At 64.0% G+C, this 15,893-nt stretch carries 12 protein-coding genes; 2 read left to right on the top strand and 10 right to left on the bottom strand.

The features are described 5' to 3' along the window. Positions 1-6: 6 nt before the first annotated feature. The 8 genes from QX010_RS07960 to dusB form a co-directional block, all read right to left on the bottom strand. On the bottom strand, positions 7-1,674 hold the full coding sequence (locus QX010_RS07960) for an HNH endonuclease signature motif containing protein (RefSeq protein WP_316178708.1): 1,668 nt from the start codon (positions 1,672-1,674) through the stop codon (positions 7-9). Positions 1,675-2,148: 474 nt separating this feature from the next. Beyond that, on the bottom strand, positions 2,149-3,528 hold the full coding sequence (gene hflX / locus QX010_RS07955) for a GTPase HflX (RefSeq protein ID WP_315799947.1): 1,380 nt from the start codon (positions 3,526-3,528) through the stop codon (positions 2,149-2,151). A 27-nt stretch (positions 3,529-3,555) separates the two neighbouring features. Beyond that, positions 3,556-3,804, bottom strand: coding sequence for an RNA chaperone Hfq (gene hfq, locus QX010_RS07950; RefSeq protein WP_006613906.1), 249 nt, complete (start codon positions 3,802-3,804; stop codon positions 3,556-3,558). A gap of 270 nt (positions 3,805-4,074) precedes the next feature. Then, on the bottom strand, positions 4,075-5,445 hold the full coding sequence (locus QX010_RS07945; protein WP_315799946.1) for a sigma-54 dependent transcriptional regulator: 1,371 nt from the start codon (positions 5,443-5,445) through the stop codon (positions 4,075-4,077). Positions 5,446-5,462: 17 nt separating this feature from the next. Beyond that, entirely contained in the window at positions 5,463-7,808 is a 2,346-nt protein-coding gene (locus QX010_RS07940; RefSeq protein WP_315799945.1) for a PAS domain-containing sensor histidine kinase, read from the bottom strand. A 175-nt stretch (positions 7,809-7,983) separates the two neighbouring features. Further along, positions 7,984-9,426, bottom strand: coding sequence for a nitrogen regulation protein NR(I) (gene ntrC / locus QX010_RS07935; protein ID WP_315799944.1), 1,443 nt, complete (start codon positions 9,424-9,426; stop codon positions 7,984-7,986). 9 nt (positions 9,427-9,435) lie between these two features. Beyond that, a complete protein-coding gene (locus QX010_RS07930; protein ID WP_315799943.1) occupies positions 9,436-10,611 on the bottom strand; it encodes a nitrogen regulation protein NR(II) in 1,176 nt (391 codons plus the stop codon). Continuing rightward, positions 10,608-11,561, bottom strand: a complete 954-nt coding sequence (dusB, locus tag QX010_RS07925) for a tRNA dihydrouridine synthase DusB (RefSeq protein WP_316178954.1) — start codon at positions 11,559-11,561, stop codon at positions 10,608-10,610. The genes QX010_RS07930 and dusB overlap by 4 nt, the downstream gene beginning before the upstream one ends. 449 nt (positions 11,562-12,010) lie before the next feature. On the opposite strand from dusB, the gene QX010_RS07920 reads away from it, so the two are divergent. Next, positions 12,011-13,192, top strand: a complete 1,182-nt coding sequence (locus QX010_RS07920; RefSeq protein WP_316178705.1) for a bifunctional 2-C-methyl-D-erythritol 4-phosphate cytidylyltransferase/2-C-methyl-D-erythritol 2,4-cyclodiphosphate synthase — start codon at positions 12,011-12,013, stop codon at positions 13,190-13,192. 66 nt (positions 13,193-13,258) lie between these two features. Continuing rightward, positions 13,259-13,873 (top strand): CinA family protein, encoded by a 615-nt coding sequence (locus tag QX010_RS07915; protein ID WP_316178702.1) that lies wholly within the window; start codon positions 13,259-13,261, stop codon positions 13,871-13,873. Between the two features lie 764 nt (positions 13,874-14,637). Here QX010_RS07915 and QX010_RS07910 read toward each other — a convergent pair. Together QX010_RS07910 and QX010_RS07905 are read right to left on the bottom strand one after the other, a co-directional pair. Further along, positions 14,638-14,985: a DUF1127 domain-containing protein gene (locus tag QX010_RS07910; protein WP_316178700.1), complete on the bottom strand. Its 348-nt coding sequence runs from the start codon at positions 14,983-14,985 to the stop codon at positions 14,638-14,640. A gap of 247 nt (positions 14,986-15,232) precedes the next feature. After that, positions 15,233-15,790: an HD domain-containing protein gene (locus tag QX010_RS07905; RefSeq protein WP_316178698.1), complete on the bottom strand. Its 558-nt coding sequence runs from the start codon at positions 15,788-15,790 to the stop codon at positions 15,233-15,235. Positions 15,791-15,893 lie beyond the last annotated feature (103 nt).

The following is a 15,893-nucleotide window of genomic DNA, read 5'->3' as shown; positions in this document are numbered from 1 at the left end:
AATGAATCATGCCGAGCTTCGGGACAGACCCGGTAAATCTTCCAATCTGGCGAGGGACGCTTCCAGATCGGCGATCGCGCTCCCATATCGCGCGCCTGCCACGCTCCGTGCCCTAACTAGGTGCGCCCGTGCTTCCTCCAGACGCTTTACATGCAAGCAGGCCCGCACACGTGCAGCATGTATCGGAAACTTATGCCCTCCATAGCGATTGGCGCGTTCGAAAAACCGCATTGCGAGATCCAGATCAGATCTACAACGAGCAGTTAAGGTACCTAGCATCGTCCAGAACTCCGCTTCATCAACACCGAAGAGCACGTCGTGGCCGAATGCGTCTTGCCCGAAAAAACGCCGTCGCGCATCAGTCAAGATGTTTGCGAGTTGGTTTGGAGCTTCGAGGTCAGTCTCAAACTTGGATAACAGGTTAACATCGAACCACTCTTCATCCACGATGGACCTGCAAGCAATCCAAGCCTTGAAATTGTGGGCATGGTCGAAGCCCTGACGCAATGACTCCGAAAGAAACGAGAGCGCGTCATTCACAATGGTCAATCCCCTGCTTCGATCTTGCGAATATGCAGCAGTCGACGCCTCGCCTATGATGTACGCCACTCGGCTCAACGCAGGACGAAATCCGAAATCGATGCCCTTCCAAAATGCGTCTATCGACTTGGTATATTGAAATGTCTGCCGATAGAAGATTGGACGATATTTTGCAGACGCGCCGTATTCTAGAAGTTCGGGGCCCTCCAAACTCTGGCCTATAGCGGCTATCCGTTCATCATACTCCGCAACCGACCTCAGCGGGAGCAATCTTGCCTTCGAGTATTCCACGAGCAAAGACTGCAGCAACGCCGACGAGGATCTGACGAGAGACAGGCTACGTTTCGCGCAGCGTTCAGCTTCGCTGAACGAACTCTCTTGGTGTGATTGAAGTCGCTGCAAGCGGCCTCGCCACCTGACGACGGCTGACTTCACTATTAAGATATAGGCCAAGGCGTCCTGATCTTCAGCTGAAGCACTAACTGAATCGAGCTTGTCGTTCAGAGCCTTTGCCAATGTGAGCTTCTTTTGCGTATCGAATACGCTGTACTCATCCCTTAAGAAAAGCAGCATAAGCGAAACCGCGACGGGCACCTTTCGCGCGTCTGCTATCTTTCTCAGTAGAGCGGTGCTCGCCTGCAGACCCTTCTCCCATCGAGACGAAGAATAGTCGTTCTCCAACGACGTCGTCTTGAGTTCAAGTCGCGCCAACTCCACCCATTGCACGGCAGTTTCGACCAACGGGTTGAGCGCAATATCGCCTAGAACACGCTCTGCCTCCCGGAGAAGACTGCGCCCCTCTTTTGGTCCGCTCAGGGTCGCCTCATTCATCAGGTCATAGATTCGACCGACCCTGACATCTTGCGCCAACTCGTGGTGGTCGAACCTGAATGGACTGCTCTGAAACAAGTCATCTACGAATCTAGCGACGTGACGAGCTTTGTTCATGACCATCTGGAAGAGGATCGCCGGCGGGTATTCGCTCGGTTTTTCCTGATCGATCAGGTGATGGTGCTTTCGGCAAAGCAGCATCAAGTTGTTTTCAGAATCGAGATCGACGTGCGGAAACGATGCTTTGAATTCGGATCGACTGCCATCATTCACCGGCAGGATGTGGCAGAGTTCGCCGATCATCTCGATGTGCCCATTGGACCATCTTGCAGCGATTTCCCCACAAGCACCGTACTCACAGTGACCAATCGATCTCAGAAAGATCGAGGTTCGGACACTCTGTCGGATTTTTTCTCTTGAGGCCATACGCGCAACCCGCATGTCGCTCGACAAAATAATCTCATTTGAACGAAAGGCACTTCTGAACGGCGTGGCCGTCGGCCGCTATTGATACAAATCAATATTATGATTGACACGTTTTAGTTGTAAGTTTTTTGTCTGTAAAGTCATCCGCATCTGTGAGCCGAGATGGCTGTTAGAGCCGTTGAATCGGCTGCATCTGCTTGATTTTGCTGCGCGATGAAGCTGATGGTGGCCCACTAAGCGGCCGCCGGAGACGCTCAAAGAATATAGCGAATAAGCGCTCAAATCAGTTGATTTGGATGGTTGCGCACTCGATCGAGTGGCAATCGATAGTGGTTGGATACCTTTACTATTCTACGCAACCCGGGGCACGCCGTGATAGCGCTCCACCACGATGTCGCGCTTGGTGGCGTCGACGCGCACGGTCATGTCGTAATGGCCCTCGTGCAGCTCCTTGGCCAGCACCTCGGCATTGCGGTGCAGCCAGGAGATGCCGGCGCCGTCGGCGGCGTCGATGGTGAGGTCCAACGTGGTGCGCGCCGCCGCGAGCCGGTCCTCGATGGTCTGCAGCAGCGCGTCGACGCCCTCCCCGGTTTCGGCCGAGACCAGCAGGCAGGGCCGCTCCGGCGGACGCCGCGCGGCGATGTTGGCGAGGTTCTCGCGCGCAGCCGCGTCGAGCCGGTCGATCTTGTTCCAGACCTCGATGATGGTGTCGGTGGCTTCGGGATCGATGCCGAGCTGGCTCAGCACCAGTTCGACGTCGTGCTGCTGCGCCTCGGCATCCTCGTGCGACATGTCGCGGACGTGCAGGATCACGTCGGCCTCCAGCACCTCCTCGAGCGTGGCGCGGAAGGCGGCGACGAGCTGCGTCGGCAGGTTGGAGATGAAGCCCACGGTATCCGACAGCATTGCCTTGCCGCCATGCGGCAGCGTGATCGCGCGCAGGGTCGGATCGAGCGTCGCGAACAGCATGTCGGCGGCCTGGACGTCGGCGCGCGTCAGGCGATTGAACAGCGTCGACTTGCCGGCATTGGTGTAGCCGACCAGCGCCACGACGCGATACGGCACGCGCTGGCGTCCGGCGCGATGCAGCCGCCGCGTCGCCTGGACCTTCTTCAGCTCGTTCTCGAGCCGCGTGATGCGGTCGCCGATCAGCCGGCGGTCGGCCTCGATCTGGGTCTCACCGGGACCGCCCATGAAGCCGAAGCCGCCGCGCTGGCGTTCGAGATGGGTCCAGGACCGCACCAGACGGCTGCGCTGATAGTTGAGATGCGCGAGCTCGACCTGCAGCGCGCCCTCCTTCGTCTTGGCGCGGCGGCCGAAGATCTCGAGGATCAGGCCGGTGCGATCGAGCACCTTGGTGTTCCAGGCCTTCTCCAGGTTGCGCTGCTGGATCGGCGAGAGCGCGCAATCCATCACCACCAGCTCGACGCCATGGCCGGCGATCACGCCGGCAATCTCTTCGACCTTGCCCTTGCCGAGATAGGTCGCGGGGCGGATCTGCCCGATCGGCGCGAGAATGGCCTCGGCCACGGTCAGCTCGATGGCCCGCGCGAGGCCGGCGGCCTCGTCGATCCGCGCCTCGAAATCACGCATGTCGGATTGGCCTGCTTGCGCGCCATCGTCGCCGCGGCGCGCTCGCAAGTAGGGGCCGACCACGATGACGAGCCCGGTCCCCTTGTTGTCATCCGGCCTCGACAGGCCGATGGTCCCTTCGCGATCGCGGGGTTCCAATCAGGTCACTCTCACGTCAGGTCAGACTCACGCAGACGCGTCCTCGCCACCCTCGAACAGCTGGATCGGCGCTCCCGGCATGATGGTGGAGATCGCATGCTTGTAGACGAGCTGCGAGTGACCGTCGCGCCGGAGCAGCAGGCAGAAATTGTCGAACCATGTGACAATCCCCTGCAGTTTCACGCCATTGACCAGGAAGATCGTGAGCGGCGTCTTGGTTTTGCGGACATGGTTGAGAAAGGTGTCTTGTAGGTTTTGTGCGCGGTCGGCCGCCATTGTTGTTATCTCGCAGTCTTGTGCTTTTTCTTATTGAACCTTCGATGACCCGATCGCAGGCCCCGGATTCATCGAGGTGACCCATGGTCCATTGAGATCCCCCTCGAGGGACCACGGGATGCCGGATTAGAAGACAGGCGAGCATATTAGGCAAGCCGCTTGCAGGGAAGCCGGTTCCAAAAGACCCGGATTCATCCGTAAAATTCCGGAACTCGCCGAATTTTCCAATGTAAATTCGTCCAGTCGGCAAGTTTGGCCGAGCCGAAGGCCTCAGCCGACGCCGAGCGCCTTCAGCTTGCGATGCAGGGCGGACCGCTCCATGCCCACGAACTCGGCGGTGCGCGAGATGTTGCCGGAGAAGCGGCTGATCTGGGCGATCAGATAGTCCCGCTCGAACACCTCGCGTGCCTCGCGCAACGGCAGTCCCATGATGTGCTCGCCATTGTTGCTGGTCGGCATCGCCGGCACCATCGATCCCACATCCGGCGGCAGCATGTCCGCGGTGATGATCACCTCCGGTCCACCGGCGGCCAGAATCATCACGCGCTCGACATTGTTGCGGAGCTGACGGACGTTGCCGGGCCACACATGCGACTGCAGCACGGCCATGGCGTCCTGGCCGATCTGCCGCTTCGGCAGGCCGGTCGTGACCGAGATCTGGTCCATGAAATAGTCGATCAGCTCGGGAATGTCCTCGCGGCGCTCCGACAGCGGCGGAACCCGGATCGGCACCACCGACAGACGGTGATACAGATCCTCGCGGAAACGGCCGGCGGCAATCTCCTCCTCGAGATTCCGAGCGGTCGAGGAGATGATGCGCACGTCGACGTGCACCTTGGTGGTGCCGCCGGCGCGCTGAAACGTCTGGTCGACCAGCACGCGCAGGATCTTGTTCTGCGTTTCGCGTGGCATGTCGGCGATCTCGTCGACGAACAGCGTGCCGCCGTGGGCCTCTTCGAGCGCGCCGGTCTTGCGCGCCTGCTCGCCATTGGACTGCTCGATGCCGAACAGCTCCTCCTCCATCCGCTCCGGCGTGATCGCGGCGGCGTTGATGACGACGAACGGGCCTTCGGAGCGCGGCGACTGCGCGTGCAGCGACCGCGCGGCGAGCTCCTTGCCCGAGCCGGGAGGGCCGACGATCAGGATCCGGCTGTTGGCCTTGGCGGCGCGCTCGATGGTCTGGCGCAGCTGGTTCATCGATGGCGAGCGACCGGTCATGGTGCTCGCGGTCGGCGCCAGCTGCTTCAGCTCGCGCACCTCGCGCTTGAGCCGCGAATTCTCCAACGCACGCGTCGCGACCAGAATCAGGCGGTCGGACTTGAACGGCTTCTCGATGAAGTCATAGGCGCCGCGCTTGATCGCGGCGACCGCCGTTTCGATGTTGCCGTGGCCGGAGATCATCACCACCGGCAGGTCGGGATGGTCCTTCTTGATCTGCTCGAGCAGCTGCAGACCGTCCAACTTGGAGCCTTGCAGCCAGATGTCCAGGAACACCAGGTTGGGACGGCGGCTCGTGATCTCCGCGAGCGCCGAATCGCTGTCGCGCGCGGTTCGCGTCGTGAAGCCTTCGTCGTCCAGGATGCCGGCGACCAGCTCCCGGATATCGGCTTCATCGTCGACAATCAGAATATCACTCGCCATGGGTCACGCCTGTCTCGTCAGCTGCCGGTTGCGGCTTGGATTTTTGGTTCATCATTGGTCGTTTGAACCGTGTCGGCGGTTTCGCCGCCGGCCTCGGTCTTCTGCGCATTGTCAGACGCCGCCGCCTGCTCCTTCGCGCCCGTCTTGGCGGCCTGGCCGGAGACGGCAAAGCGCAGCCGCATCCAGGCGCCACGCTGGCCGGGACGAAAATCGGATGCGTCCTTCAGCTCGAGCTTGCCGCCATGGTCTTCCAGCACGCGGCCGACGATCGCGAGCCCGAGGCCGGTGCCCTTGGCGCGCGTCGTGACGTAGGGCTCGAGCAGCCGCTGCCGCGCCACCTTCGGCAGGCCGATGCCGTTGTCGATGACGTCGATCAGCACGTCCTCACCCTCGCGCGAGGCGACGACATCGATTCGGCCCTTGCCGAGCTCCGCCTCGGGCACCACCTCGATCGCCTCGGTGGCGTTCTTGATGATGTTGGTCAGCGCCTGCGAGATCAGGCGGCGATCGAACTGCGCGCGCAAGGGGTCCTGCTTGATCTCGGTCTCGATGTCGATCTCGGGATGCGCGACCTTCATCAGGAACACGGCCTGCCGCACGGTGTCGGCGACGTCCTCGCCTTCCATCACCGGCTTCGGCATCCGCGCGAACCGCGAGAACTCGTCGACCATTCGCCTGATGTCGTCGACCTGCCGCACGATCGTCTCGGTACATTGCTCAAATACCGCCTTGTCCTCGGTGATGACCTTGCCGAATTTGCGGCGGATGCGTTCAGCCGAGAGTTGAATCGGCGTCAGCGGATTCTTGATCTCGTGTGCGATGCGGCGCGCGACGTCGCCCCACGCCGAGGTGCGCTGCGCCGACACCAGCTCGGTGATGTCGTCGAGCGTGATGATGTAGCTGTCGCGCGCCTGGTTGGTCTGCTCGGCGGTGACGCGCACCGACAGATTGCGCTCATGGCCGTCGCGCTGGATCGTGATCTGGCCCTGCACCAGCCGCTGCTTGCCCTCGCGCGCGGTCTTCATCATGTCGTCGAGCTCGGGCAGCACGTCGGAGAGCGGATGATCGAGCACCTCCTGCTCGGCATGTCCGATCAGCTTCTCGGCCGAGCGGTTGAGGATGCCGACGCTGCCGGAGGCATCGACACCGATGATGCCGGCGGAGGCCGACGACAGCACCGCCTCGATGAAGCGGCGCCGGCTGTCGATCAAATCGCTGGCGCTGACCAGCTCGTCGCGCTGCGTGCGCAGCTCCTGCGTCATCTTGTTGAAGGTCTGGCCGAGCTGGGCGAGATCGCCCTCCGAGCGATGCACCGGCACCTGGACGTTGAGATCGCCGGTCGACACGGTGTTGGCCGCATTCATCAATTGCCGGATCGGTGCCACCAGCCAGTTGGCGAAGTTCAGCCCGATCAGCACCGAGGCCATCAGGATGGTCAGCGCGATCACCGCGAACATCAGCGCGAACGCGATCTGGATGCCAAAGCGGCGCGCCTCGACCTGGGCGTATTCGGCGACCGACAGCTCGGTCTGCTTGAGCTGCTCGACGACCTGCGGATCGAGCGGACGCGCGACGTAGAGGAAGGTGTCGTTAAACGCGCGCAGCCGGATCACCGCAGCGACGTAGTTCGACTCCGGCAGCACCGCGATCTCGGGTTCCTCCTCCCGGACATTGTTCAGGAAGTCGGGTGCCGGCGGCGAATAGGCCAGTTGCACCCCGCCGGACTCGGCCCAGACGATCGGATTGGTGTTCTTGTCGATGATCATCGCGCCCGGCAGATTGCGCGAGGCGGCGCTGGTGGTCAGCAGATCGCGGAAGCTGGCGCGATCCTGATCGAACAGCGGCCGCGCACGGGCGATGTCATTGGCCATGCCGATGATGTCGCCGCGGATGAACTGCGCGTGCTCCTGCATGTAGGCGCGCGCGATGGTCAGCGAGTTCTGGATCGCGACCTTGGCCGGTCCGGAGAACAGCCGGTCGAGGCCGCGATCGATGGTGACGTTGGCGGCCACCGCGACCAGCACCGCCGGCAGGACCGCGATCACCGAGAACAGGCTGACGATCTGCACGTGCAGCCGTGCCGCCGCCCGGCCGCGGCGGCGGGCCTGCACCACCTGCCAGACCTCGCGGATGATGATCCCGACCAGGACCAGGATCGTTCCGGCATCGATCAAGTAGAAGGTCTTGACGACGTCCGTCGTCGGCTCAACCGGGGTCAGCCCGACCAGCACAATGAAGGTGAGGAAGGCCGACAGCAGCGCCAGCGCAACCGCGACCGGCGCGAGCCAGGTGCGCCAGGTCCAGCGCCGGCCGTCGGCGGACGAGGAATCGAAGGGGGTGGCCGAGGTCTCTGCGCTGGTCATTCCGGCAAGGTGGGTGATGCTGAACGCGGCACGTCCGGGAATCGGACTGATGCATTCCTACCACGCTGTTGCCAAATTGCGACAAATCCGCGGCGCGGAAGCGCGACGCGGATTTGTCTACAATAATTCTCACCTGAGGCGGGCTTGAGCCAGCCGCGAAGGTATCAAAGCACCGTCAGCCGCCGCTGCGGTACACCTGGATGTCGAGGTCGCGAATCTTCTTCCGCAGCGTGTTGCGGTTGAGACCGAGCAGATCGGCGGCGCGGATCTGGTTGCCGCGCGTCGCTGCGAGCGCTGCCGTCAGCAGCGGAATCTCGATCTCCTTGAGAATGCGGTGATAGAGGCCCGGCGGCGGCACGCCGTTTGGAAAGCCCTGGAAGTGCGAGGACAGATAGGCCTCCACGGCACCACCCAGATTGTCGATCGAGGTCGGCGCGTTGGAGCCGGTGGTCACCGCGGGCGGGGCCAGCTCGCCGTCGATGACCGAGGCGGTGATGACGTCCTGCGGATACAGCGCCGCCAGGCGCCGCGCGAGGTTCTCCAGCTCGCGGACGTTGCCCGGCCAGCGGTGCTGCTTGAGCCGCTCCAACGCGGCGGCATCGAGCTTCTTCGGCGGCAGCCCGTCCTTCTCAGCCAGCGCGAAGAAGTGCCGGACCAGATCCGGCAGGTCCTCAATGCGCTCGCGCAATGGCGGCAGCCGCAGCGGCACGACGTTGAGGCGGAAGAACAGGTCTTCCCGGAACAGCCCCTGCTGGATCAGGATGCGCAGATCCTTGTTGGAGGCCGCGACGATGCGCACGTCGGTCTTGATCGGGGTACGGCCGCCGACGGTGGTGTACTCGCCCTGCTGCAGCACGCGCAAAAGCCGCGTCTGCGCCTCCATCGGCATGTCGCCGATTTCGTCGAGGAACAAGGTGCCGCCCTCGGCCTGCTCGAAGCGGCCCGAGGCGCGGGTGTTGGCGCCGGTGAAGGCGCCGCGCTCATGGCCGAACAACTCGGACTCGATGAGGTCGCGCGGGATCGCCGCCATGTTGACCGCGACGAACGGGCCGTTGCGGCGCTTGCCGTAGTCGTGCAGCGCGCGCGCCACCAGCTCCTTGCCGGTGCCGCTCTCGCCAGAGATCATCACGGTCAGATCGGTCTGCATCAGCCGCGCCAGCACGCGGTAGATGTCCTGCATTGCCGGCGAGCGGCCGACCAGCGGGATCGATTCGAACTCGCCGTCGTCGGGCTGGCTCGCCGCCCGCTCCTTCGGCTCGGCCAGGGCGCGGCCGACGATCGCGATCAGCTCCTTCAGGTCGAACGGCTTCGGCAGATACTCATAGGCGCCGCGCTCCGAGGCCTTGATCGCGGTCATGAAGGTGTTCTGCGCGCTCATCACGATGACCGGCAGGTTCGGCCGCATCTTCTTGATGCGCGGCAAGAGGTCGAACGCGTTCTCGTCCGGCATCACCACGTCGGTGATGACGAGATCGCCCTCGCCCTGGCTCACCCAGCGCCACAAGGTGGCGGCATTGCCGGTCAGCCGCACCTCATAGCCGGCGCGTGACAGCGCCTGGTTCAGGACCGTGCGGATGGCCGTATCGTCATCGGCAACGAGAATGCTACCTGCAGGCATAGGTGGTCCTCAATTTGATCCCTGTGAGGCATGCAACGGCGTCCCCGAAACGTCATCGCGATTGCTTTGGTCTGGTTGTTTGGTTGCGCTGTACATCGGCATCAGCACCCGGAAGGTCGTCTTGCGCGGCTGCGACTCGCACTCGATGATCCCGCCATGGTCGCCGACGATCTTCGCGACCAATGCAAGTCCGAGGCCGCTTCCGGTCGGCTTGGTGGTCACGAACGGATCGAACAGGTTGGGCATCAGGTCTTCCGGCACGCCGGGGCCGTTGTCCCTGACGCAGAACTCCAGCGGCAGCGACACCCGCGACTTCTTGCCGGGCACCGACAGTCGCACGCCCGGGCGGAACGCGGTGGTGAGCTGGATCTCCGCATCCGAGCCGAGGTCGACGACCGCTTCGGCGGCATTCTTGACCAGGTTGAGAAACACCTGGATCAACTGGTCCTGGTTGGCGAGCACCGGCGGCAGCGATGGATCGTAATCCTCGACGAAGCGGATGTTGCGGGCAAAGCCGGATTGCGCCAGCCGCTTCACGTGGTCGAGCACGGAGTGGATGTTCACCGGCCCGCGCGCCACCGGGCGGTCGTCGCCGAACACCTCCATGCGGTCGACCAAAGTGACGATGCGGTCGGCCTCGTCGCAGATCAGCCGGGTCAGCATGCGGTCCTCCGAGGAGGCCTGCTGCTCCAGGAGCTGCGCGGCGCCGCGGATGCCCGACAGCGGATTCTTGATCTCGTGCGCCAGCATCGCGGCCAGCGCGATCACCGAGCGCGCGGCGCTGCGATGGGTAAGCTGGCGGTCCATCTTGTCGGCGATGGTGCGCTCCTGCAGCATCACCACGATGTGGCCGGGCCGCTCCGGCAGCGGCGCGACGTGGAGGTCGACGAGGCGATCGGCGCCGGTGCGCGGCGTGCCCAGATCGACCTTGTACTCGTTGACCGGCGCGCTCGTGGTTCGGACCTGGTCGATCAGCGCCAGCAAGGGGCTGCCGAACGGCACCAGCTTCTTCAGCGATTGCCGCTGCAAAAACTGCGTCGAGGAATCGAAGAACGATTCCGCCGCCATGTTGGCGTCCATGATCATGCCGTCCGGGCCGATGACGAGAACCGGATTGGGCAAGGCGTTGAGGATGGCGTCGCCATCCGACGGAAGTCGCTTGCGCTGTTCTGCGGCTGAGCTCATGCGGCTGCACTCCAGGCAAAATCGTCGAAAGCGTCACGCAGCGCCCGATGCACCAAAGACGGCTGCTCGGACGTCAGGATACGGTCGCGCCAGGCCTTCAGTTTTTCGGCCGGCGCGCGGGCATGCTCGGCGGCGACGTCGAGCCCCCAACTGAGATGCTTGCGGGCGTGGCGCAGGCCGACACGCGCGCCATAGTGGCGGCAGATCTCGTCATAGAGCGCCGTGAGCAGTGCGAGCTGCTGCGCCAGCTCGGGCGCACCCTCTTCGGCACCGCCGTCGAGCCGGCGGCCGATCTGGCCCGGCAGCCAGGGCTGCCCCTGCGCGCCGCGGCCGATCATCACGGCATCCGCGCCGGAGGCGTCGAGCGCCTTGCGCGCGTCTTCGTAGGTGGTGATGTCGCCGTTGACGACGACCGGCAGATCGACGGCGTCCTTCACCGCGCGCACCGCGCTCCAGTCGGCCTCGCCCTTGTAGAACTGCTGCCGGGTGCGGCCATGCACCGTGATCAGCTGCACGCCCGCGGCCTGCGCGCGGCGCGCCAGCTCCGGCGCGTTCAGGCTGCGCTCGTCCCAGCCGAGCCGCATCTTCAGGGTCACGGGCACATCGACGGCCTCGACCGTCGCCTCGATCAAGGTCAGCGCATGATCGAGATCGCGCATCAGGGCCGAGCCGGACTGGCCGCCGGTGACATGCCGCGCCGGGCAACCCATGTTGATGTCGATGATATCGGCGCCGCCGTCCTCGGCGACCCTGGCGCCCTCCGCCATCCAATGCGCCTGGCAGCCGGCGAGCTGCACGACATGTGGCCCGATGCCGCTGGCCTCGCAGCGCAACCGGGATATCCACCGCCCGCGCACGAGATCGTCGCTCGCGGTCATCTCGGACACCACCAGACCGGCGCCGAGCTCGGCCGCGAGTCGGCGGAACGGCGCGTCGGTGATGCCCGACATCGGCGCCAGAATGGCCCGGTTGGCGAGCGAAACGTCGCCTATCTTCAAGGCTTTGGCTGGTGGTTTGGCCGGACCGGTCACGAACGACTCTTAAAGCTCTTTGGACGCATCATCGCGTCTGCGCTGCACTCTCAAGCACAAATCTTGGGCAGTCAAGCGTCATGCCTACACTTTAGCCAAAACGATCAGTATTTCAAGTGCAGTGCAGCAAAATATGCTTGTTCGGCAGTCATGGTAAACCCTTGAGCCGCCGGATTTTTGCATGGCTCCACGGCGGTTCGCAGCAGCGGATCGGCCTTCAAGTGCCTCACGGCGCCTTACGAACGCGTCGCGGTCGCAGTCGCCGCTCGAGTCATGTGTGATCCCGCTCGCTTAACATCCTCTGCAGATGTAAGAAGCCGGCAAATCTCCTCACCCTGGTCATTCATCAGCATCGATATCCTGTTCCCATGACGACTTCTCAGCGGACTGCAGCCATCCTCGTCGCGGCCGGACGCGGCCTGCGCGCCGGCGCCGGTGGTCCGAAGCAGTACCGCACGATTGGCGGCCGTACCGTCATCCATCGCGCGCTCGCCGCCTTCGCCGATCATCCCGAGGTGGCGGTGGTCCAGCCGGTGGTGAATCCCGATGACATCGACATCTTCAATGCTGCCGTATCAGGCCTGCGCCACGAGGTCCCCGCACATGGTGGCGCAACGCGCCAGGCCTCGGTGCTGGCAGGCCTGGAAGCGCTGGCGCCGCACAAGCCCGACATCGTGCTGATCCACGATGCCGCGCGTCCGTTCGTCACGCCGGCCGTGATCTCGCGCGCGATTGTCGCGGCCGGCAAGACCGGTGCGGCGATTCCCGTCGTGCCGGTGACCGACACCATCAAGGAGGTCGGAACGGGCGGCGACATCACCGCGACGCCGGAGCGCGCGAAGCTGCGCATCGCGCAGACGCCACAGACCTTCAAGTTCGAGACGATCCTCGAGGCGCATCGCCGCGCCGCGCGCGAGGGCCTCACCGAGTTCACAGATGATGCGGCGATTGCGGAATGGGCGGGATTGACCGTCGCGACCTTTGAGGGCGATGTTGCCAACATGAAGCTCACCACACCGGAAGATTTCGTGCGCGAGGAAGCGCGCCTTGCCGCGCAGCTCGGCGACATCCGGACCGGCACCGGCTACGACGTGCACGCCTTCGGCGAAGGCGACCATGTCTGGCTGTGCGGCCTGCGTGTGCCGCATAGCAAGGGCTTCCTGGCCCACTCCGACGGCGACGTCGGTTTGCACGCTCTGGTTGATGCAATTTTGGGCGCCCTGGCCGATGGCGACATCGGCTCGCACTTCCCGCCCTCGGAAATGAAGTGGAAGGGCGCGGCCTCCGACCAGTTCCTCAAATACGCCATCGAGCGCGTCACCGCGCGCGGCGGCCGCATCGCCAATCTCGAAGTGACGATGATCTGCGAGCGGCCGAAGATCGGCCCGCTGCGCGACCAGATGCGCGCCCGCATCGCCGAGATCACCGGCGTCGACATCTCGCGCATCGCCGTGAAGGCCACCACCAGCGAGCGGCTCGGCTTCACCGGCCGCGAGGAAGGCATCGCGGCCACCGCAAGCGCGACGATCCGGCTGCCGTGGAACGCCTAGAGGCGCACCACCCTGTCACCGCTCATGGAGCTTTCGATCTGACGGTCGGATGAGGACAACGCAGCCATGGCGAGCGAACGTCAAATCGGCTCTACCAGCGCGCTGGCCCGCTCGCTGCTCGACCTCTGCCGGTCGCGCAAGCTGATGATCGCGACTGCGGAGTCCTGCACCGGCGGCCTGGTCGCCGCGGCCCTGACCGACATCCCCGGCTCCTCCGATGTCATCGACCGCGGCTTCGTCACCTACTCCAACGAGGCCAAGCGCGCGATGCTCGGCGTCGAGGCCTCGACGCTTCAGACCTTCGGCGCCGTCTCCAAGGAGACCGCGATCCAGATGGCGGTCGGCGCACTCGAACGCGCCGACGTCGATCTCGCGGTGGCCATCACCGGCATCGCCGGCCCCGGCGGCGCCACCCCCGGCAAGCCGGTCGGCCTGGTCCATTTCGCCGTCGCCGCTCGCGACGGCCGCATCACCCATCGCGAACACCGCTTCGGCGCCATCGGCCGCAGCACGGTGCGGACACGTTCGGTGCTGGAGGCGTTGCGAATGCTGATGGAGCTGGCAAGGCCGCAAGTGCCGGCCAAGCCGAAGCGCGCGGCGGCGACGCGATTGCGCCGGCGCGCGGTACGGGCGCCAAGGCTGCATCCGGTGAAAAGGCCGCCACGCCGGCCGCCGACTTAATTGATCTCGATGCTTCTGCTCTCACCACACCGCGAGCGAATGGATCCAGTCTGAGATAAAGTGGTAGATCTCATTCAAATGAACGTCCCGGCCTAATCGTAGTGAAAGAGCGCAGGACATCTGTCTCCGACCTGGTGGTCAACGATTTATTCCACGCAGCGTTTCCGAACGACGCTGTCCGCATTTGCATCGTGACATCGCTGGATGACAGCAGCCTGACAGCACGAGCGCTGACGACCCAGGAAGTATTCCGCTTCGACCGGAGCAGCGGTGTGAGCATCCCTCCTGAAGCCGATGGCGCCGTCTGCACGATCGACTCGGTCGCACCGCTTCCGGAGAGCATTTGCGACACGTTGCTCAGCTACGATCGACGCTGCCGCACGTCCGCGGATTCTGAGGCGGGTCGGATGACGGCTGATGAGCGGCGGGCACTGCTCAACGCCAGACAATACTACGCGGCAAATCCAAGAACGGATCTGATCCGAACGTCACCCCGCCGAGCGCCACTTGGAGACTGAGCGGCGATATAGTCGAGAGCATTTTCAAGCTCCCTCGCCGCCTCACCCTCAGTCGTCATCCCCGCGAAAGCGGGGATCCATAGCCACAGCACGTCGTGTAGCGGCACGTCGGTGGCTCGGATCTCATTCCACCACACCTGCTGCGGAGTATGGATCCCGGGTCGGCGCCTCCACGGCGCCTTGCGCCGTTCCGGCTTGCCCGGGATGACAGTTGTGGGTGGGCCGACGCCTCGGTCCCAATAGTCTTCATGCCCGCCAGAACGGCCGCCGGCACGACCGTCGCGCTTCGTCGCGCGTGAGGCCGTAGTCCTCCAGCACTTCGTCGGCGAGCCAGGGCAGCTCCCTGGCGAAGCTGCGCCGCTCGCGCCAGCGCGCCCACCAGAGCCGAAGCAGCGATTTTGATTCGGGCGCAACGCCGCCGCGCTCGGTAATTGACTGCGGCAAGTAGTAGACGTTTGCCCCAGGCTTCGGCGGAGCAGGACGTCGCGCCGAGTGATCGCGACCGCGCTCGAAGATCCGCGGCGCATGCGCGACACCACGCAATCCACGCGCCCCGATGGCGCTGACACTCTGCTCGTCGGTCGTGCTCGGCATGGCGGGCTCCCTTGAAAAGAAAGAACCTGCCGGCAATAAAAAAGCCGCCAGGTTCCTGGCGGCTGTTCGGATCAAAGACTGCACATCATCAGATTGCGCGTGATCCTCCCGCCGCCCGCAAGCTACGGTGCGTCCAACGACCAAAACGATGGGTGGCGACGGTGATCATGGCTGGTCTATAGCTGCTAGATCTGAAGTTGTCATCTGCCAACCCGGTGAAAGATCAGCGCCCGCCCTGTCCAACGTGTCAGGACGGAAAAGCGCCCACCGTCTGCGCAAGCTGGCGCGCCAACGGTCCCGGCAGGGCCTGGTCAAAGATGCTGCTCAGTGTGCGGTAGTACCAGATCGTCCCGTCTTTCTTGCCGGTGAAGCGCTGCCACACCATCTCGCCGACCTCATCGAGATCGCGCGCGATCGCCTCAGCATTGTCGACCTTGTCCGCGAGCGAGACCAGCAGCGACGACGCCGGCTTGTACGGCAGCTGCGTGAGATAGGCTTCCTTGCGTGGACGCCATTCCGGCTTCTGTTCCGCCCAGCTATCGGTGCAGTCTGCGACGATCTCGGCGACGCCATCGCCGAACAGCCGCCGGATCTCATCCAGCGTGGCCTGTCCGCCCTGGTCCTCGGCGGCGTCGTGCAGCAGGCCGGCGATGGCCTGCACCTCGCTGCCGCCCGCCGACAGCACGCGGCTGGAGACGCTCAGCAGATGCGCGATGTAGGGCACGTTGCTGCCCTTGCGGACTTGGGTGCGGTGCAGCTGCGCCGCATAGACCAGCGCGCCGTCGTAGCGTTGAGAGAGTGACATCAGCCTGCTTTCTTCTTCAGATTGTCCCTTGAGCATCATGATAGCTGACCCGTCGGGCAAATCAGCCCTCTTGCGGGTTTGCGCCCGGCGGGTTGCCTAGTCC

The sequence above is a fragment of the Bradyrhizobium sp. SZCCHNRI1009 genome (assembly GCF_032487575.1).
In the GTDB taxonomy this organism is placed as follows: domain Bacteria; phylum Pseudomonadota; class Alphaproteobacteria; order Rhizobiales; family Xanthobacteraceae; genus Bradyrhizobium.
Note: the sequence above shows the minus strand (reverse complement) of the source record. Positions and strands in the feature narration are given on the sequence as shown.